19 protein-coding genes are annotated in these 19,513 nt (G+C 61.5%); 15 read left to right on the top strand and 4 right to left on the bottom strand.

Annotated features, from left to right (window positions below):
• The 10 genes from M1247_RS27540 (at window position 1) to M1247_RS27495 (ending at window position 10,018) form a co-directional block, all read left to right on the top strand.
• Window positions 1-1,344 carry a glycosyltransferase family 4 protein gene (locus M1247_RS27540; RefSeq protein ID WP_317159582.1) on the top strand — a complete coding sequence of 448 codons (1,344 nt, stop codon included), beginning with the start codon at window positions 1-3 and terminating at the stop codon, window positions 1,342-1,344.
• Between the two features lie 46 nt (window positions 1,345-1,390).
• Window positions 1,391-2,416 carry a GDP-mannose 4,6-dehydratase gene (gene gmd / locus M1247_RS27535; protein WP_317159581.1) on the top strand — a complete coding sequence of 342 codons (1,026 nt, stop codon included), beginning with the start codon at window positions 1,391-1,393 and terminating at the stop codon, window positions 2,414-2,416.
• A 17-nt stretch (window positions 2,417-2,433) separates the two neighbouring features.
• Window positions 2,434-3,588, top strand: coding sequence for a glycosyltransferase (locus M1247_RS27530; RefSeq protein ID WP_317159580.1), 1,155 nt, complete (start codon window positions 2,434-2,436; stop codon window positions 3,586-3,588).
• Complete coding sequence (locus tag M1247_RS27525; RefSeq protein ID WP_317159579.1) at window positions 3,564-4,289, top strand: SGNH/GDSL hydrolase family protein; 726 nt, start codon at window positions 3,564-3,566, stop codon at window positions 4,287-4,289. The genes M1247_RS27530 and M1247_RS27525 overlap by 25 nt, the downstream gene beginning before the upstream one ends.
• Window positions 4,286-5,083 carry an SGNH/GDSL hydrolase family protein gene (locus M1247_RS27520; RefSeq protein WP_317159578.1) on the top strand — a complete coding sequence of 266 codons (798 nt, stop codon included), beginning with the start codon at window positions 4,286-4,288 and terminating at the stop codon, window positions 5,081-5,083. Before M1247_RS27525 ends, M1247_RS27520 begins: the two co-directional genes overlap by 4 nt.
• Complete coding sequence (locus M1247_RS27515) at window positions 5,080-6,474, top strand: Wzz/FepE/Etk N-terminal domain-containing protein (RefSeq protein WP_317159577.1); 1,395 nt, start codon at window positions 5,080-5,082, stop codon at window positions 6,472-6,474. Before M1247_RS27520 ends, M1247_RS27515 begins: the two co-directional genes overlap by 4 nt.
• Window positions 6,437-7,723 (top strand): tyrosine-protein kinase domain-containing protein, encoded by a 1,287-nt coding sequence (locus tag M1247_RS27510; protein ID WP_317159576.1) that lies wholly within the window; start codon window positions 6,437-6,439, stop codon window positions 7,721-7,723. Before M1247_RS27515 ends, M1247_RS27510 begins: the two co-directional genes overlap by 38 nt.
• 182 nt (window positions 7,724-7,905) lie before the next feature.
• A complete protein-coding gene (locus M1247_RS27505; protein WP_317159575.1) occupies window positions 7,906-8,292 on the top strand; it encodes an LbetaH domain-containing protein in 387 nt (128 codons plus the stop codon).
• 29 nt (window positions 8,293-8,321) lie between these two features.
• Window positions 8,322-9,278, top strand: coding sequence for a GDP-L-fucose synthase family protein (locus M1247_RS27500; RefSeq protein ID WP_317159574.1), 957 nt, complete (start codon window positions 8,322-8,324; stop codon window positions 9,276-9,278).
• Window positions 9,275-10,018 (top strand): acyltransferase, encoded by a 744-nt coding sequence (locus M1247_RS27495; protein ID WP_317159573.1) that lies wholly within the window; start codon window positions 9,275-9,277, stop codon window positions 10,016-10,018. The genes M1247_RS27500 and M1247_RS27495 overlap by 4 nt, the downstream gene beginning before the upstream one ends.
• On the opposite strand, the gene M1247_RS27490 is transcribed toward M1247_RS27495, so the two are convergent.
• On the bottom strand, window positions 10,004-11,233 hold the full coding sequence (locus tag M1247_RS27490) for a cellulase family glycosylhydrolase (protein ID WP_317159572.1): 1,230 nt from the start codon (window positions 11,231-11,233) through the stop codon (window positions 10,004-10,006). The genes M1247_RS27495 and M1247_RS27490 overlap by 15 nt on opposite strands.
• Before the next feature lie 98 nt (window positions 11,234-11,331).
• On the opposite strand from M1247_RS27490, the gene M1247_RS27485 reads away from it, so the two are divergent.
• The 5 genes from M1247_RS27485 to M1247_RS27465 are packed head-to-tail and all read left to right on the top strand — an operon-like array spanning window position 11,332 to window position 16,505.
• Window positions 11,332-12,666: a hypothetical protein gene (locus M1247_RS27485; RefSeq protein WP_317159571.1), complete on the top strand. Its 1,335-nt coding sequence runs from the start codon at window positions 11,332-11,334 to the stop codon at window positions 12,664-12,666.
• A complete protein-coding gene (locus tag M1247_RS27480) occupies window positions 12,663-13,586 on the top strand; it encodes a glycosyltransferase family 2 protein (RefSeq protein WP_317159570.1) in 924 nt (307 codons plus the stop codon). Before M1247_RS27485 ends, M1247_RS27480 begins: the two co-directional genes overlap by 4 nt.
• Complete coding sequence (locus M1247_RS27475; protein ID WP_317159569.1) at window positions 13,583-14,434, top strand: glycosyltransferase family 2 protein; 852 nt, start codon at window positions 13,583-13,585, stop codon at window positions 14,432-14,434. The genes M1247_RS27480 and M1247_RS27475 overlap by 4 nt, the downstream gene beginning before the upstream one ends.
• Window positions 14,431-15,174 (top strand): polysaccharide deacetylase family protein, encoded by a 744-nt coding sequence (locus tag M1247_RS27470; RefSeq protein ID WP_317159568.1) that lies wholly within the window; start codon window positions 14,431-14,433, stop codon window positions 15,172-15,174. Before M1247_RS27475 ends, M1247_RS27470 begins: the two co-directional genes overlap by 4 nt.
• Complete coding sequence (locus tag M1247_RS27465) at window positions 15,171-16,505, top strand: lipopolysaccharide biosynthesis protein (protein ID WP_317159567.1); 1,335 nt, start codon at window positions 15,171-15,173, stop codon at window positions 16,503-16,505. The genes M1247_RS27470 and M1247_RS27465 overlap by 4 nt, the downstream gene beginning before the upstream one ends.
• 17 nt (window positions 16,506-16,522) lie before the next feature.
• On the opposite strand, the gene M1247_RS27460 is transcribed toward M1247_RS27465, so the two are convergent.
• The 3 genes from M1247_RS27460 to M1247_RS27450 all read right to left on the bottom strand — a co-directional run bounded on the left by M1247_RS27460 (window position 16,523) and on the right by M1247_RS27450 (window position 19,495).
• Window positions 16,523-17,251: a class I SAM-dependent methyltransferase gene (locus M1247_RS27460; RefSeq protein ID WP_317159566.1), complete on the bottom strand. Its 729-nt coding sequence runs from the start codon at window positions 17,249-17,251 to the stop codon at window positions 16,523-16,525.
• Between the two features lie 359 nt (window positions 17,252-17,610).
• Entirely contained in the window at window positions 17,611-18,684 is a 1,074-nt protein-coding gene (locus M1247_RS27455; RefSeq protein ID WP_317159565.1) for a GNAT family N-acetyltransferase, read from the bottom strand.
• Between the two features lie 73 nt (window positions 18,685-18,757).
• Entirely contained in the window at window positions 18,758-19,495 is a 738-nt protein-coding gene (locus tag M1247_RS27450; RefSeq protein ID WP_317159564.1) for a hypothetical protein, read from the bottom strand.
• Window positions 19,496-19,513: the final 18 nt, after the last annotated feature.

The raw sequence follows: 19,513 nt of genomic DNA, 5'->3' as shown, positions 1-19,513 counted from the left end.
ATGAGACACAGTGACGCACTGATCGTGAATCGGCCCGCTTCGATGCGGGTAGGCGTGTCGGCCTCGGACTCCGGCTCGCTGTCCGGTCTGAAGGTTTGCGTGGTGGCCTGCCATTTCCGGCCCGAACCGTCAGGCAGCGCGCCCTACAACTCGCTTCTGGTCGACACACTCGCCGAGGCTGGGGCAACCGTGAGAGTCGTTACCGGGGTACCGCATTACCCTCAGTGGCGCCTCGCAGACCCGCACTATCGGAGGGGCCTCTGGTGGCGCGAAGATAACACTGCCGGAAACGATTTCGATTCGGTGAGCATCTTCCGCCTACGGCATGCAGTACCGACCAGACCCGACCTGATCGGGCGGATGCGACAGGAAATGAGCTTTGCGGCGCTGAGCGCACCTGTCGTGGCCGCAACGCGTGCCGACATAGTGATCGCCGTGACGCCCTTGGTCAGCGCCGCGTTCGCGGGCATGGTGGGCCGGCATCGACGTCCGTTCGGCGCCATCGTGCACGACCAGGTGGGAAAGGGCGCTGTCCAGTCTGGTAGCACAGGCGAGCGCGTGGCGAATGCCGTTGCCGCTGCAGAGTACTGGGTGCTACGCCACGCTGATCGGGTTGGCGTGATCACGAAGCGGTTCAATCCCGCTCTGATCGCGGGCGGAGTGGACGCCGACCGGATCCTCGAGGTGCCCCTGTTTTCACATGTGGACCCCGTTGACCTCACGCCGACCGCGGCCCGCCGCGCACTGGGCTGGCGTGACACCGGTCGACTCACTGTCGTGCATACCGGAAATATGGGCATGAAACAAGGTCTGGAGCATGTCCTGGACGCGGCCCGGCTCGCCACTGAGCGATATCCGGGTGCCATTGAATTTGTTCTTGTCGGCGATGGCAACACCCGACAGGCGCTGCGAGACAAGGCAGCAGGCCTCGACGGTGTCCGGTTTGTCGACCCGGTCTCCGAGGATGACTACCCAGTCGTGCTCGCAGCGGCAGACATCCTGCTGGTCCACGAACGTCCCGAAGTCAGGGAAATGTCGCTTCCCAGCAAGCTCACTTCATATACCACCGCGTCTCGGCCGATAGTGGCCGCGGTCGCCGAGAACAGCATCACCGCATCGTTTCTGCGTTCCCACGATGCCGCCCTGCTGGTGCCCAACGGCGATCCGGAAGCGCTTGTCGATGGCCTGTTTGAGGTACGTACCGACGTTGCTCTGCAAGCCCGCTTGGTGCACAACGCCCGCCGGCTCGGGCGCGAGGAGTTCTCGGAGCGGAACGGCCGGCGGCACTACGTGGACTTCGCCAGAGCGCTCGCCGTCGACTCCGGGACAGTCGGGGCGCACTGATGCAGGCGAACTTTTCCTTCACCCAGACGAATCACGAGGGGGAGCAATGAGCAGAGTCGCACTCATAACCGGGATCACCGGTCAAGACGGCTCATATCTGGCTGAACTCCTCATAGCCAAGGGCTATGAAGTTCACGGCCTGATCAGGCGGGCGTCGACGTTCAACACCGTTCGTGTGGAACACATCTACCAGGACCCACACCTACCTGGTGCCAGGTTGTTCCTGCACTACGGTGACATGTCCGACGGTGCGAGGCTGTCGATGCTGTTGAGCAAGGTCAATCCGGACGAGGTGTACAACCTGGCAGCGCAATCGCATGTGCGGGTGTCGTTCGATGAGCCGGAGCACACTGGAAGTGTCACGGGCGTGGGCTCGGTTCGCCTATTGGAGGCGGTGCGACAGGCCGGGCTTGAGTGCCGGTACTACCAGGCGTCGAGCTCTGAGATGTTCGGTGCCTCCCCGCCCCCACAAAGTGAGAACACGCCGTTCTATCCCAGGTCTCCTTACGGCGCGGCGAAAGTGTACTCCTATTGGATAACAAAGAATTACCGCGAAGCCTACGGAATGTTCGCGGTCAACGGCATCCTGTTCAATCATGAGTCGCCCCGGCGCGGTGAGACCTTCGTGACCCGGAAGATCACGCGCGCTGTCGCCCGGATCAAAGCCGGTACGCAAGACGAGCTGTTCCTGGGAAACCTTGATGCCGTGCGTGACTGGGGATATGCCCCTGAGTTCGTGGAAGGAATGTGGCGGATGCTGCAGGCCGACGAGCCGGATGATTACGTACTGGCGACCGGCCAGGGGCACACCGTGCGGGAGTTCGTCCGAATCGCATTCGAACACGTGGGTCTGAACTGGCAGGACCACGTGAGATTCGACGAGTACTACATGCGCCCCACTGAGGTCGACGCACTCATCGGAGATGCCTCCAAGGCAGCCCGATTGCTCGATTGGAAGGCGGAGGTGTCCGCCCCTGAACTCGCTGTGATCATGGTGGACGCGGACATCGCAGCACTCCGATGTGCAGGGACGCCGTGGGTCGACAAACCGACCCTGGTCGACTGGGAATAGCAGAGCGAGACAGGATCATGACGAGCGCAACCGCTTCCGGGCATTTGCGAATTCTGCATGCGGCAACGCTGCTGAGCCCCGACGGCGCCTTCGGCGGACCGATCCGGGTTTCACTCAACCAAGCCCAGGCATTGCGGAGCAGAGGTCACGCGGTCACTCTCGCCGCCGCAGAAAGAGGTTTCGCTGCTGCGCCGACGTCCACAGAAGGAACACCTCTCGTGCTCCGACGGGCTCGACGATTGGTGCCGCGAACCGGCTTCGCGGGCATCTGCGCGCCGGATCTGGTCACCTGGCTGATCCGGACCCGCGTTCAGTTCGACGTGGCCCATATCCATCTCGCGCGCGACCTGGTACTGCTTCCGCTCGCGGTGACCATGGCAAAACTGAAAATTCCCTTCGTAATCCAGCCGCACGGCATGATCCTTCCGGGTACCCATCCGTTGGCGCCACTGCTGGATCACGCGGTCGTGGGCAAGTTGCTGCGCCGCGCCCACGAGGTGTTCTACCTGACAACCGATGAGCGGGATGCGTTGGACGAGATCTCCGCCGGCAAAGCGTGCCTCACGCTACTGCCGAACGGAGTTCCGCTGTACGAAGCTGCATCTCATGCACGTGCGATACCGGAGGTGCTGTATCTGGCTCGTCTGCACCCGCGTAAACGCCCGGTTGATTTTGTCGAAGCGGCGATCGAATTGAACGCGCGCGGGGTGACGGCCGATTACACACTTGTCGGCCCCGATGAAGGGGAAGGAAGCCGGGTCCGGCAAGCAGCGGCGCCGGCCGACAACATCAATTGGGAAGGGCCGGTTGCCGGCGGCGACGGTCCGGCACGGATGCGGCGGGCCACGATGTACGTGCTGCCCTCCGTGGGGCCCGAACCATACCCGATGGCGGTGCTCGAGGCGATGTCCGTGGGCCTGCCGGTGGTGGTCACCGAGCAGTGCGGGCTGGCGCCAACCGTGCGGAAGTACAACTGTGGGATCGTGATTGCGCCGGGGGCGCACAACGTTGCCCGAGCCGTCCACGATCTGCTTGCGGCGCCCGACGCAGCGCGCTCGATGGGGCATCGCGGGCGCGCCGCGGTGATCCACGATCTCGGACTGTCCAATGTCGGGCAACGACTGGAGGCCAGCTACGTGGCCGCAGCATGCAATACGAGGCAGCTCGTATGAAGGACTGGGTTGCGTCACGGATGTCTACATTCGGCACCATTGCGTTGTCGCTTCTGCTGATCGCTGCGACCGCTACCACGACGGCCGCGGTGACCGACCGCACGCGGCCGTCGCTGCCTCCGCCGGACGATGGCCCGGTGCGGGTCTCGGTGATCGGCGATTCTTACAGTGTCGGAACGAACAATCAGGTCGTGTGGCCCATCCTGATCGCCGCGGGATCGCCGCTGAGTATCTCCATCGCCGCTGCCCGTGACGCGAGTTATGCGGGTGGCGCCGGCCAAAGCGGACGCTTCGCAGAACAAATCGACAGGGCGCTTGCGTCCAAACCTTCGGTGATCGTTGTTTTCGGCGGGCTGGGTGATGTCGGAGAACCCGACGCACAAATCACACAGTCCGCGATCGATCTGTTTGCAGAGCTGATAAGACGAGCACCGACCACGAAGCTTGTGATCATCGGCCCGATATGGCATACCCAGCCGGTTCCAGACGTGTTCATCACACTGGATATCGACATCGAAAGGGCCGCCCGGGTCACGCATACCACCTACATATCCCTGATCCACAAGGATTGGCTTGTCGCCGACGGTTTGATGCAGGGTGATTCCGCGCCCACCGACGATGGGCAGTCGGTGTTGGCACGTGAGCTGAACCCGATTCTGCTGGATCAGATCCGCAATCCACGCAAGTCGGTGTTGCCGTGAGCCACACCCGCGAACCCCGGCTGTCCACGATTGTGCTGGCCTTATCGGCCGCGATCGTCGCAGGTGTATCGCTTGTTGCCGCTCACCCGCAGGCAGTCGGCCAACAGGTGGTGCAACCGGCGTTTGCGGCGGAGGGCATCCCGCCGAGCCTACCCAGTAAGGCCCATCCTGCCGTGCTGTTCATCGGCGACTCCTACACACAGGGCCCGACTACGCCGGATCTGAGCTACGGCTACATGTCGGCCACGGAAATGGGTTGGGAATGTAACGTCGCGGCTCAACCGGGAACTGGCTATATCAACGGTGGTCCGGGCCACCGACTCCCGTTGGGCCAGGACTACCGACCGTCAACCTCTTTCCTCGAGCGCCTGCCGAGGCTACGAGAGCTGTACCGGGCAGACATCGTCATTCTCGACGGGGGTCGCAATGACGTGGTGTACAGCATGAGCGATGTGATGCCGACGGTCTTGTACACGGTCAGCCAGGTGATCGATGCGTGGCCCAACAGCCGCATCGTGGTGATCGCCCCCTGGTTCCTCAATGAGCTGGTGATCCGGCCGCCGACGCTCGAAGGCCGCACCGTCGGCGAAGAATTCCTGTCGGCCCTGCGCTCGTCACCTGAGTTCGACAAAGTGGATCTCATCGATCCTGGCGCGCTCGGCTGGTTCACCGGCACGGACGTGTCGCCGTACGTGGGCGATGACGGTATCCATCCCAACTTCAACGGGGCCAAGAGGATCGCTGATCTGCTCACCGCAGCATTGATCAGCGAAGGTTTTGCGAGTCCGTCATGAATCGCGCGCTCGATGATTACCTACGGGTGCTGCGCCGGTGGTGGCGCATCCTCGTGGTCATTCCATTGTTGGCGGTCACGGCAACCGCGCTGTACTTCATCGTGACGCCTCCTGAATACAGCGCCGAGTCAATCCTTTTCGTGTCGACACCGCGCGATGATGCTCAGAGCGACTACGCGGGCAACGACTACGCCAAGAAGCGGGGGGATACCTTTCTCGCGCTCAGTAGGAGTCCGTCGATCGCAGAGCGGGTAATCAACGACGTCGGACTGGATATCGACGGCCAGGAGTTGATCGGCCGGACCATCCTGGCTCCCGTCGTCGACACAGTGCTGCTTCGACTCATCACCACCGGAGATACACCGGAGCAAGCCGAAGCCATTGGGTACGCATATATCGATGAACTAAGTCGGAGTGTCGCCGCACTCGAGTCCGTGTCGGGTGGCCTGGTCTCGCGGGTCGAGTTGATCCCCGTGCAACCTCCTTCGGTGCAGGGCCATGTAGGAATGTTCCCGGCCTGGGTGATCCTCGGCGCGATGGGTGCGCTGGGTCTGATCACCGGCGCGTTCACCGCGGTGGTGGTGGCGCTGCTCGACGGAAAGATCCGTCGCGCCCAGGACGCGGCGGAAGCCTCCGGGGTACCGGTACTGGCGAGCTTCCGTTCTTCAGTTCCGTGGGAGAAATCTGTATTCCTGCCGCTGGACGGTGAGTCCGGCCGATCGCTTCGAAGCACACTCGACCGACTCTCCATCGTCGGATCGAAAATCATCATGGTGGCCTCAGCTGAACGAGGTGCCGGGAAGACGGGGGTCGCACTCACCGCCGCGCGAGTGCTGTCGGACCGCGGCTCGGCGGTGGCTTTCGTGGATTTCGATTCCCGCGGCTCCCGCCTCGAGTCGGCGTTGTCGCTCGACAATCAGCAGACCGTCGTAGATCTCGTCTGCGGCACGGTAACGCGCGGTGAACACTCAGGATTGTTGTCGCCGGACCCGCAAGCCAATTGGCATGGGATCAAGGTTATTCCATTCGGATCTCATCCTGAGGACGAAGGGTCGACGGCAGATGAGCCGGGTAGCGGAGCAATGCTGCGAACACTCGGCAGCACCTACGAGTGGGTGATCATCGATACTCCAGCGGCAATCGAATTCAGCGAGGCATCGCGGCTGGCCCGCCATGCGGACGCGATCGTTCTGACAGCGAAGGCGAGTCGCACATCGTTCGACGAACTTCGCGAGGTGTCCGATCGGTTGCTGCTCGCAGGCGGACATGTGGTGGGCGTGGTGTTCATCGATGACAATCCGCTTTCCGGTCAGCTAGGCGCCCCCGTCAAACCGATACAGCAAGGAGATCACGGTGGATTTTCATACCATCGTTGCCGCGATACGGCGTAGCTGGTGGATCCTCGCGGTCGCGATATCCGCGGGGGTGTTCGTCAGCGTCCTGGCGAGCAGGCAGGTCACTCCCGAGTACACGGCGACGACACGGCTTTTCATCTCCGCAACGGGCGGAAACAGTTCTTCTGAGGCATTCTCCGGAGGGCAGTTCGCCGAACAGCGTGCCGAATCGTACGTACACATCATCACCAGTGAGCAGATGACGCAGCGCGTGGTCGACGACCTCCGCCTGCCGATGTCGGCGCAAGAGTTGTCAGGCAGGGTGGACGCAGCCATCGTGCCTCGCACCGTACTCGTGGATGTCTCTGCGACAGATCCTTCCGGGAAACGCGCAGCCGCTATCGCCAATTCACTGGCCAAGTCCTTCATCGGCTATGTCCAACCGCTGGAGACACCGGCCGGGCAGAGCACACCTCGCTCAACGGTCTCAGTAGTCAGTCCCGCCGAGGTGCCGCAGGTACCGAGTTCGCCGAAGATCGGCAGGAATGCCGCGTACGGGGTCGTCGGCGGTCTCGCTGTCGGGTTGTTGGTCCTGATGCTGACGCGAGTGCTGTCAACCCGGATCAATTCCGTCGAAGAACTCAGACGGTTCACCGGTGCGCCGACCATCGGTCCGATCGCAACGCCCGACCACGCCGCGCGGGTAGGTAAACACCGACTCGTGGATTGGGTTCCTGAGGAGGCCGAACAGCTCCGGCGGCTTCGAGTCCAACTTGAGGCACACGACCCTTCGCCACATGTCCTTCTGATCGCGCCGGCATTCGCCGGGCCGGCGGCTGCGTCGGTTGGGGCTGGCCTTGCGTTGGCATTCGCAGAGACCGGGGAAGCCACCGCTCTCGTCGAGCTCGATCCCGCGTATGCGCCGTCCTACGGCATCGAGGACGGCGCGCCCGGTCTCGCCGAGCTGATCGAAGGAAAGTCGTCCTTCGAGGAAGTCGTCCACAGCACCTCTTGTGAGAATTTGTTCCTGGTTCGGGGCGGCAGTATGCCCGGCCTGGAGGCGTTGCTCTCCTCGGCGTCGACGAGCGCATTCATCGACGATCTCCGCAAAGAGTGCGACCGGGTCGTCATCATCACTCCGTCGGTCATCGACAGCAGTGCCGCGTCGGTGCTGTCGGCGGTCGTCGACGCCGACCTACTGGTGGTCCAGAAGAGACGGACACATCGCCGGCAGTTGGACAGGGCATTGGGCGAACTCAAGGCTGCCCGGGCTCACCTTCTCGCAGTCGTGCTGACCAAGTCGTGAGCCGGCGGGTATCAGGTCGAATGAAGGGAGACACCAGGATGAGCGCAGGCAACCGCTTTTCCCTCGAGGGCTTCACCGGACGTGGATACGACCGCGGTCGCGGGCTGCCGATTCAGATCCTGTGGCTGATGTCGCGCGGACTGTTGATGAGGTGGTGGTGTCCGAACCGAGCGCGAATTGGGATGTTGCGCCTGTTCGGCGCCAAGATCGACGGAGGAGTGATCGTTCGGCACGAAGTGAAGATCCATTGGCCGTGGAAGCTGGAGGTCGGACACAACTCCTGGATCGGCGAAGAGGTCTGGATCCTCAACCTCGAACAAGTGACCATAGGATCGAATACCTGTATTTCTCAGGGCGTTTTCCTGTGCACTGGCAGTCATGACCGACGCAGTCCCACTTTCGAATTCGACAACGCGCCGGTAGTCGTCGGAGATTCGGTCTGGGTCGCGGCGAAGGCGTCAGTGCTGCGCGGTGTCCGTGTCGGAGACGGCGCGACGGTCGGAGCGACGGCGTTGGTAACCGCCGATGTTTCGGCTGGCACAACAGTGCTGGCAGCCCAGAGGTCCTGAGTTCAATCTACCCAAATATGGAGGCACTCATGCAAACTGATTCGCTCATCTACGTTGCGGGCCACCGTGGCATGGTCGGCTCTGCAATCACCCGAAGGCTGCGAGACGCGGGCTATCGGAATGTCCTGACCCGCACGCACCAGGAACTCCCTCTCGACAACGCGACGGCGGTGACGGAGTTCTTCGCCGCTGAGCGGCCTGAGTACGTTGTCCTCGCAGCTGCGAAAGTCGGTGGCATCATCGCCAACTCGACTCAGGGAGCCGACTTCATCCGCGAGAATCTCAAGATCCAGACAAATGTCATCGACGCTGCATACCGCTACGGCACGAAGAAGTTCATGTTCTTGGGATCGAGCTGCATTTACCCCAAATACGCGCAACAGCCGATCCGGGAGGATGCGCTTCTCTCCGGTCCACTGGAAGAGACGAACCTGCCGTACGCGATCGCGAAGATCGCCGGGCTGACGATGTGCGACGCATACGCAAAACAGTACGGCTTCAACGCGTTCGCTGCGATGCCGTCCAACGTATACGGGGTAGGGGACAACTTTCATCCGGAAAACTCTCACGTGGTCGCCGGTTTGATGCGTCGCTTCCACGAAGCCAAGCTGTCGAACCTGTCGCAAGTGGTCGTGTGGGGAACCGGCTCACCGCTACGGGAACTGATTGACGCGGACGACCTTGCCGACGCCTGTGTGTTCTTGTTGAGCGAATACGACGACGGAGGAATCGTCAATGTCGGCTCTGGACAGGAGATCTCCATCCGAGACCTTGCCCAGTTGACCAAAACGATCGTGGGCTTCGATGGTGAGGTGACGTTCGATCCGAACCGGCCGGACGGGACTCCGCGCAAGATCATGGACAACAGCAAACTGAGTGGCCTCGGTTGGCGCCCCACAGTCACGCTCGAAGCCGGTTTGAAGAAGATGTACGCGTGGTTCACCGAGTCACCGGACGGGGACTGCTCAGCAGGGAGGCCGCAGTGAGGAGGATCGAATTGCTGGTTTGGCTGCTGCCCAGCAGTGCGCTGAAGAACAAGGTGCTGCGGCTCTTCGGACACGATATCTCTCAGGCGGCCCGCATCGGTCCCGTGCTGGCGTTGAATGTCCACCGCGCCGTCATCGGCAGGGACACAACGATTGCCGGGCTGAACGTCTTTCGGTCTCTTCGGCTGCTGAAGATGGGTGACGGCGCGACGATGGGGTCCTTCAACACCATCTCTGCGCATCCGGCTTATCAAGCGATGCATGCCGATGTCGGCAGCTTGATCATGGGTGACGGCGCAATCATCACCAGTCGACACAATATCGACTGTTCCGGGATAGTTCAGATCGGCGACATGTCCGGTATCGCTGGTCAGCGAACCACGATTCTGAGCCACGAGATCGACATAATGCTCAACGTCCAGTCAGTAGGACTGGTCAGCATCGGCGAGCGTTCCGTGGTCCTGACCAACTGCCTGGTGCTGAAGGGGGCCATCCTGCCGCCTCGCTCGCTACTGGTCGCGAACTCGACGCTGAGCAGGAGCAGGGAGCTCAGTCCGGCTCCGGGCATCTACGGAGGCTCTCCTGCCCAGTTCATCAGGTCAAACCCGACAGAAGGTGAGACGTGGTTCGAGCGAAAGGACAGCGCTACGACCAAACTGAGGATCGACCTTCCCCGTGGCGCAACCTCGATGGTGAACGGCCGCGCCTTCGTCACTGCTCAGGCGTCATCTGATGCGTAGGAGGGCTTGGACCGCAGCGAGCGAAGGCTTGGCTGTGAAATCTGATCGGAGCAGACCATAGTTGAATTCCACGTTGCGGCTGCCTGTTTCGATGTCACGATGGTCGAACAGGAATATCGGGCCGCCATTGGACAGAGACCGCACGTAGTTGATGCCGTCGGTCAGAATATCGGCCTGACGGTCCAGTGTTACGCCGACTTGCTGTCCGGACAGATCAGGTGCGGTTCCACCGGGGGCGGCCGTCGATGCACCGAACTCCGTGAACCAAATCCGCTTTCCGCTCTGTCCGTGAAAAGCCATCAGTTCAGTAACGTCCTTGATCGCCCGATTCGAGTTGGACGTCTCCGCGGCACCCTCGGTGCTGAGCAGTTCGGGCGAGCTGTAGGGATGCATGCCCACCGCATCAAAGGAGTCACCCACGCCATGGTCATACAGACCTTTTATGAAGGTAAGAGGCGACATCTCTGTCGGAGTGTCGACGGCTGGGGATGTCCCGCCGGTAATTACGACCGAATCGCGATCCACCGCCTTGATGGCCGAATACGACTCCTTGAGCATCGCCGAGTACACGGCGAGGTCGGGCGCCGGCGCGAAGCTGTCGTCGACGTTCGGCTCGTTCCAGATTTCCCAATTGTGGACGACATCCCGGTAGCGCTGGGCAGCGTGTGCCACGAAATTGCGCCAGGCCTTGGCGTCCGCAGGCCCCGGGTGGACAAGAGGACGGGATTGCGGCGGAACCGCCCACGACGGGGCGTAGGTCAGGAGGCCGAGTATCTTCAATCCGCGTCTGACCGCACCGTTGATCAGGGAATCTGTTTCACGCCAATCAAATTCGCCGGGAGACCTTTCGATCAGATCCCATTCGATGGCCAGCCTGACAGCAGGGAAGCCCTCGGCTTTGAGGTAGTCGTACTGCTGGGTTCGCGTCGCGGGGAGGATCAGGGTGACGGCGTTCAGTCCAATAGTTCCGGGCTGCAGGGAATTTGGCAAGGGCGCGGGCAGCTGGCTGGCTGTACGCGACGCGCTCGTCGCGGGCGACCTGCTCGTCGCGGGCGGCGCAGAATCGGCGCACCCGGCCAAGAGCATCATTGGGATGGTGGCAAATGCGGCAAGCCGGCGCGAGAATCCGCCGGCCGCGTTCCGGTCTCTGAGGTGATTCAAGGCCTGCCTCCCGTGCAGCTCACCAACCCGGGGTGCGACATCGAGCGAGAACAAACCCGGGAATCGGTCGTGCTGCCGTCGGTTGGTGATCCTACCGTGCGTGATCGAGCATGGCGGACCGATTGCGGATTGGTTGACGGACCGTGCCTGCGGTGACGGATCTGGGAACCTTCTCCGGGCCGCTGAGCAGGGACGCGCGCGACCTCGTTCACGTTCCAAGCCACAATCCTGCATCGGCGGGTGGGACGTTTCGCCGTCGCCGAGCGGGCGCACGGCGGGTGCTCAGCGTCGTCGTACTGATGGGGTTGGGGGCCACCTCGGCGTTCCAGGTTGAGGGGTACACCTTGACGATGCTCGCCCCTATCTGCCTTTTCCTGGCTCCTGCATGGCTTCTCACGCGACCGACGGTTGGGCAGTGGCTTCCACTCGCGCTCGCTCTGACCGGATTCGCCGCCTTCTGTATCTCTGCGCAGATCAACGGTCTCAGTATGGTTGATGAACGAGTACAACAATGGGCGGCGTTCGCCGTGTATTACCTCGGCATCCTGGTGCTGGGCGGCAGAGACCTCCTTCGTTGTTTTTCGATCTACTGCGGGATAGCAATCGGCACAGTGGTTTACGGCATGCTGCCCGGCAGCGCGTCTGCGATGTTCTATCGATCTCTCGCGGATGTGTGGAAGTACGGGTTGGGCCAGTGGATTGTGATCATCGTCCTGTTCGCTGCGGTAGCGCTGAAGCTCGCGCTACCGCTGCAGGCCTTGTTGTTGATCCTGATCGGAGCCTTCAGCTTGGCCCAGGACTATCGATCGCTGGCCACAAATTGTCTTCTGGCCGGGGTGATCGTTCTGGTGGGATGGGCCGCTGCCGCGAGAATTCCGCGATGGTGGCAGCTTGCTTTCGCCGCAACGTCGGGACTCGCGGTATACATGTTGTTACCGCGGCTGGCGGCAAGCGGGCTCTTGGGCACGGCGATTCAACGTAAGACGGAAAGCCAGCTGGACGAGGGTGTTCCCCTGATACTTGCCGGCCGCACAGAATCACCATTGTCGATCGCGGCCATCATGGAGCGTCCGTGGTTCGGATGGGCAAGCGCGAACAACATCAGCGCACAGGTTTTCGACCAGGCTCAGAGGCTCGCGATTTCCGTTGGCTTCAACCCGGCCGTTCCGTTGGAGAGCGGCTGGTACTACGCCAATGGCGACGTCTCCCTGCACTCGATCTTGCTCGGCGTCTGGGCCGAAGGGGGACTGTTCACCGCGCTTCTCCCACTGGGTCTGTTCGTCGCAGCACTGATGATGATCTGGAACGCGCCGCGATATGGCCGTTGGGCCGCACTCGTTATCGTAGTTTCGGTCCAGGCCATCTGGGATCTGCTGTTCTCACCGTGGTCCTATGGGCTGCTTGCGGGACTAGCCGTTCTCGCGGTCGCCTTTTCGGCGCGACATCTGCCTTCCACTTCAACTTCGATCGAGGGGAGTCTCGCATGACTTCTACGGCACAAATCAGTGTCATCATCCCAACGGTGGGTAGAGCGAGCCTGCGCACGGCGGTCGAATCCGCTTTGAAGCAGACGATGCGCCCCATGGAGGTCATCGTGGTAGTGGACTCGGACTGTGAACCCGACGTACCGCGTGCCGCCGAGGTCCGCGTATTGCGGACCTCAGGTCAGGTTGGTCCCGGTCGTGCCAGACAGCTTGGAATCGACTCGGCGAAGGGGGAAATCATCGCTCTGCTCGACGACGACGATCGGTGGCATGAAGACAAGCTCGAAAAGCAGGTCGCGGCAGCGCCGCAGAGCGAGCGGTGGATTCTGTCCTGCCGTTACGTGCGGCGCGCGAACGGGCGGAAGCCACTGATCATTCCGGAAAGGTTGATCGGGTCACACGAACGCGTGGCGCCGTACCTGATGAAACTGTGCTCGATGCGCAGGGCGCGACCGTCGTTGGCGGTGCCGACGCTGGTGTTCCCGAAAACCGTTGCCGATGCGGTACCACTGTCGGCCTCGGCGGGTTCGATTCACGACGATCCGATGTGGTTGATGAAAGTGCAGCGCGCGCTTCCGGATGTGTCAATCCTTCAGATTCCTGAGTGCCTGGTGGAGGTCAACGTAACCGCTTGTTCGACCTCCCGACCGGGGGTGGATCGCAGTCAGGACTACATCGACTGGGGTGTTCGCGAGCTCGCCGATGAATCGAGGCGCGTCCGGGGTGACTACATGTTGTACAGCCCGATCAGCTCAGCGCTCGAAGTGGGTTCGATCTGTGGAGTTTTCAGGTCTGTTGTGGCTGCGCTCCGATGGGGACGTCCGGGAATCTGGGCATGGATCTACGCGTCGGTTGCTGCGCTCAGAATCGGGTTGCGGCATGCGAGGAGCGGAATCAGCATGAGTGCACGGAGAACCCAGTGACATCATCGCCCACCGTCTCGGTCATCACGATCACGCTGAACGACCTGAGTGGTCTGAAACGGACGGTGGAAAGCGTACGCGGCCAGTGTTACCCGGGACGCATCGAGCACATCGTCATCGACGGTGGGTCCGGCGCCGACGTCGTGGACTATCTGTCCCGGTATGAACCCGCGTTGGCGTACTGGCAATCAACGCCCGATGCCGGAAGGTACGACGCGATGAACCAAGGTATCGCACACGCTTCGGGAGATCTGTTGTGGTTCCTGCATTCTGCGGACTGTTACTCGGATGCCTCGGCGGTCAACGACGTGGTGCGGATACTCTCCCGCCATGGTCAGGTAGACCAGCTGTGGGGCTACGGGATTGAGCACGAGATCGCACCGGATGGTACGAGCGCAGGTTTCCAGGCGCCCATACCGTTTGACCTGCGGAAATTTCTGACTTTACGTGGCACGATTCCACACCAAGCAGCGTTCTTCGGCGCCTCGCTGGTGAAAAGGCTGGGTGCATACGACGTCGAGTTCCCGATTGCCGCTGACCAACTGTTCATGCTTCGCGCCGCATTGGTGGTGGAACCGATCACGGTCGCACGCGTGGTGGCCAACTTCGACACCGGTGGTGCCGGATCGGTGCGGGCCGTCAGCGAGTGCTTCCAAGACATGCGACGGATGTGGGACCGGGTGGACCGCTACCCGTTCAACGGTCGGTTGGCATCACTGGTCTATCTGCGCTGCTGGGAATACCTGGTTCAGATCAAGTTGGCGGGATCCCGTGCCGTCACGACGCTGAAGACGCAGGCAGCACTCAGATCCGATCACGGGACTGCTGTGATGACGGAGTTGAGATGAACGATCCATTCACCCGCCGCATCCAACGTGCTGCGCACCGAACTGTCGATAAGCTCGGGGGAGCCCGCTGGGGTTCGGTCGGGTATGTGAGAACCGATGAACCCCTGGTGGCGTTGACGTTCGATGATGGTCCTGATCCTGGATGGACACCCAGAATACTGGACATACTCGCCGAACAGGATTCTCACGCCAGCTTTTTCATGCTGGTGCAGAATGCTCGCTGCTTTCCGGAGCTGGTGCGTCGGGTCGTCACCGAAGGCCACGAAGTCGGTCTGCACGGGCTCGATCATCGAAGACTTGCGGGCGGTTCGCGACGTTCAACACGACTGCTGCTCGGCGCGGCTGCGTCGGAGCTGGCCGAGATCACCGGAATGCCAGTCAAGTATTTTCGTCCACCTTTCGGAGCTCAGACTGTCAGCACATTCCTCGGGGAGCGCGACGCAGGCCTGGAAACGGTGATGTGGGACGTGGACAGTCTCGACTGGCGCGGACTGGCGGAGGAGAAGGTGGCGTCCGATGTGCTTGATCGGGCTGAGCCCGGCAGCATCGTCTTGTTGCACGACGTACTCGCCGACAACCCTGCATGCACGTTCGACCGGGCAAAAACAGTGCAGCTGATTGTCGATGGCCTGCAGCTGCGTTCGTTGCACAGCACCACGCTGTCCAGACTGATGGCGTCGGGCACTGTCCGGCGCTCAGCGTATTTCTCGCTGTCAATCCGTAAATCGTTCGCAACATGATCGTGAGCACCGCCGGCCCTGACCGGTACGACGCAACACTGCATCCCGTGGAGCGCAAGGCAATTGTGATGGGAACGGCGTTCCGAGTGGCTGGGACACCGCTGATAGCTCTGATCGGGCTGGCGAATACCGCTTTGATAGTCCGTCAGACCGGAGAGGCCGTGTTCGGCCTGGTGTCACTGGTCACGACGCTGACCCTGCTCATACCGTTCGCCGATCTCGGAATCGGCGCGGTGGTGACCACCGCGTGCTCGCGGGCCGGTCGCCTGTCTGAAGACCGGGAGGCCGTTGCTACAGTCCAGCGCGGCCTGCGCACGCTGATGTCGGTTGCGGCAGTGTTGATTCTGATCAGTGCCGCCATCATGGCCACGGACACCTGGCATTATTTCATCGGCGCCACGACGGGGTCCGCCGACCGCTGGGCGATCACCTCGGCGACATGCCTGATCGCTCTGGGTATTCCGGCCGGCATCGGGATTCGGATCATCATCGGATTGAACATGAATCCGCTGGCGGTGCTGCTGAGCATGTCAAACGCGGTATTCGCGTTGCTGATTACTTTGACTCTGAAAAATATTGGTGCTGTCGGTATTTGGTATGCGGTATCGGGACCTTTTGGTGCCTTGGCGGGAAACTGCATCGCTACGGCGTTGGCGCTGCGGCTGAGCGGGCTGGGACTGGCGGCGTTCTCGTGTCCGAGTGTCGAGTACGCGAGAAGCAAGCTCCTACAGGGTTCGCTTTGGATGTTTGTGTTGAGTATCGGCCTCCCGCTGGGACTTCAATCGCACCGGCTGATCCTCTCGCATGTTTCCACCCCTGATGAACTCTCCCGGTACGCGCTGACGGCCCAGATCTTCGGGGTGGTGTGGATGGTGTTCGACACTGCCGGGATGGCATTGTGGCCGGTGTTCGTCAAACGCCGTTCGGACGTCGATGCCTCTATGAAGTTGTGGTTGAAGTCCGTAGTCGTCTTCGGGACGCTGTCCGTGGTTGCCGGTATCGGCATCGTGGCGTTCGCGCCATGGGCCACTTCGCTGCTATCGGACGGTCAAGTGGTAACAACGCGCACTCTGGCAGTGGCGTTCGCCGCGTTGCTCGTCGTCGAATGTATCCACTTACCCGGCGGTGTGATGCTGACGATGCCGCGGGAAGCACGTTGGCAGTCGGCCTGTATCACCATTATGGGAGTGACGACAGTGCTGCTCGGCATCTGGTGGGCTGGGAGATGGGGCGGGAGTGGGGTAATCGCCGCAGCCGTCCTCGCGATGGTCGCCGCGCAAGTCATTCCGGACTTCATCTGGATTCCGCGTCTGCTCAGGCGACGAACGTAGCTTGCGTCGTTTCGCGATCAGACTCGTTGGATCCAGAAGGATCCGGGTTCCCGCGAGTTCATCTGGTCTTCGAGCACTGGGCAGCAGCTTGCCAGTTCTGCTGGATATCGATGCTTCAGGAAGTTCAGCGCTCCCATAATCTTGAACTCGGCGTTGAAGCTCAGGAAGGCCTCCAGCAGGTACTGCTCATTCCAGAACCGAACGCCGTTGCGGATCCAGTCGTCGAGATAGTCCTTCGGGCTGAAGATGTCATGGACATGGATCAACACCCCGTGCTGGAGAATCGGCAGTATCTCAAGGTATTCGACGACAACGTCTCCTTGGGGCCGGATCATGTGCGACGAGTCGATGAACAGGATGTCGTTCGCTTCGAGTTCACGGAACAACGAGAGCTCCACCCGTTCCACCGGCTCACGAATCGTGGTGATGCCCAAGCTTTCCAGCCAGTCGGCCTCGTAGGGCTCGATGCAGACGTGTTCGCACGTGTAACCGGGGTCTTCCCGCTGATTCCGCTGAACGGCGCGCGCAGCCAGCAGCGTTGACGATCCGCTGCCAATCTCGAAAATGCGCCGTGGCTTGTACAGCCTGATCATGTTGTACAGGAATTCGGCGTCACCGGACGCGAAGGCTTCGTTGTTGTAGAAGTATTCGAGTTCGCCGCGGTTCTCGAGGGGGATAGCCTCCAACTCGTTGTTGAAGTCGAATCCTTTCAGCAGCTCCAACTGCTCGTCGACATTCCAATTCACGCCAGGCAACTCGCGATCCGCGCTCAGTGGCTTTCCGAGATGGGCAGGGTTGAACAGCGGCTCGTAGTAGTGGTCTCGGAGAGGGTAAACGCCGATTCTGCGGAAAACTCGCAATGTGTTCGGTAGGCGATCTATACCCGCTCGGCGGATCAGTCGCATCGCCACGGATGCCGAGGCCGCTACCGGCACCAGGAGCAGGTCGATGAGTGGAAGACACAAGATGAGTAATCGGCGCATCGGGATTCCTGTTGAAGATGGAAATATTATGAAAGGACCCGCTGTTCACGGGCGACCATGGCGTTCACCAAACCGACTCGAAGGAATGGGTACTGGCGCATTCCCGGACTACACGGATAAGGCTAACGCTTGGCGTCGCGCGTGGAAAGAGCGCGGTATCCGGCTGCCCGCATTGCACTGAGCTTAGGTTTGAGTGGAGAATTCTTCAGCCGCGCAATGGCAACGCGGCGGGCGGCTACCCGGGTTACCCGTAACTTTCGGCGGAGGCGGTCGGGCGTGACTTCGCCTTGGCACACGACGGTCGAACCGGTCATGGCCTTGAGCTTGTACTCTTCTTCGCCCGGTCCCAGGTCGATGCGCGTCATTCCCAACGCAGGCGCGGCGGAGATCAACTCGCGCAACAGGATCCACCCGGGCGCCAGCTCGGCATACTCGCGGTCGAATACGGGGAACCACCAGTGCAAGACGCCGCCGTCCCGCAACCCGAAATGTGCAGCCAACAATGTCTCGCCCGCATATACCGCCGACAGCATGCCGGCGAAGGTGTCGGCTCTGGTCTCGGCAAGGCGGTGTACGAACTCGCGGCGGCCCGCCATCGCGAAGAAGTCGTACGCACCGGTCGCGTTGTACTGCGCACGCTTGTTGGAGATCACCCAATCGAGGAGGGCCGGGTCCTGTACGTCGTGAACCAGACGGACTTCGCCAAGCTGACGCGCTGCTTTGTTGGTCATCCTGCGCACCCGTGACAATTTGTCCCGGCTCGCCTTGCCGAGTCGGCCGAGGTAGCCGTCGAGGCCGTCAGTGACATCGATGAGGGGCGACTCTTCGCGTTCGTCGACCCACGGTGCGAATTCGGTGCGGTCGTCAGACACGTGATCGAAACGTAGCGCCCGCAGACCGGTGGAGCGCACCAGATCGAGGGGATCGATCGACACCCCCGGCGCCGCGACCGGACCGTGAAAGTCGGCCCCCGGCCATCCCGCCGGCCGTGCCACCCGGTTTTTGACCTGTATGGGAAACCAGGCCTCGTGGCCGTTGGTCGCTACTTGAACATCGCCGAACGTCGCGTGTACCGCGCCGGCGAATGCTGGATGAAAATACGGGCTGTCGAGCGTGGGATCAGCATCGCGAACTTGACGCCATTCGGCCAGCTGATTCACTTCGAGCGCGTCGAAGTCGATGAGCGCCCAGGTCACGGGGTCAATCTACACCGAAATGCGCCAATGGTTGCCGGCGTCAAACTATTTCTCAGCGCAGTCGATTTCGATTTCAAGGGATATCGATGTGCTCGCCCGTCGCACGCCACTTTTGTATCTCCACGCGCCTGTCGGTGTCTGCATTGTCGTAGAACTGTTCGGCGGCGGCATACGGGGCTTCGGTATCGCTGATGGACTGATGCGAGAACGGGCCATATAGGGCGCCGGTGGGGGCCAGGACCCACGCTTGGCCGAGGTCTTTGCGGACGAAGACCGCCACGTGCTGAGTTTCGGTCGTGAATGTTGTTCCGTATGCAACATTTGCGATCACGGTCAGGTTGTCGTTTTTCCACACGCCGTATTCGAAATGGTCGTTGGAAAAGACAACGTGCGCTGGGCTGTCGGGCACGCGGCTGGACCCGAGGTCGCCGGGCGGCAGGGGGCTCGCGTACAGACCCAGGGCCAACACGCCGCTTTCCGTCGTGCCCGATGAACTGAAGTCCCAGTCGGCCTCGATGTATGCGCCAGTGACATTGAGCTGACCGGACGCGTAGCCTGCCCCTTTGCCGTCGCCGCGGTAGGTGATGACCGATCTCCCACCAGAAATGGTGGGAATCGCCATTTCGTTCGGCGTGTAGGTGAGGACGGCTTCCTGGCCTGAGTCGAACGTCGGGGGATGGTCACCATTCGGCTTGGTGGTGTAATCCTCGTGCAAATCGGTATACCCGGCGGGGGGTTCCGCGCATCCGGTGGTCAGCAGGCTCAGCAATATTGCCCCAGAGCCGAAGCCGCGCAGCACTTTTGATGTCACCGCCAGCCTCCCGCCATC

The sequence above is a fragment of the Mycobacterium appelbergii genome, assembly GCF_032883035.1.
Classification (GTDB): Bacteria; Actinomycetota; Actinomycetes; order Mycobacteriales; family Mycobacteriaceae; genus Mycobacterium; species Mycobacterium appelbergii.
The sequence above is the reverse complement of the archived record's forward strand: the minus strand, read 5'-3'. Positions and strand labels throughout refer to the sequence as shown.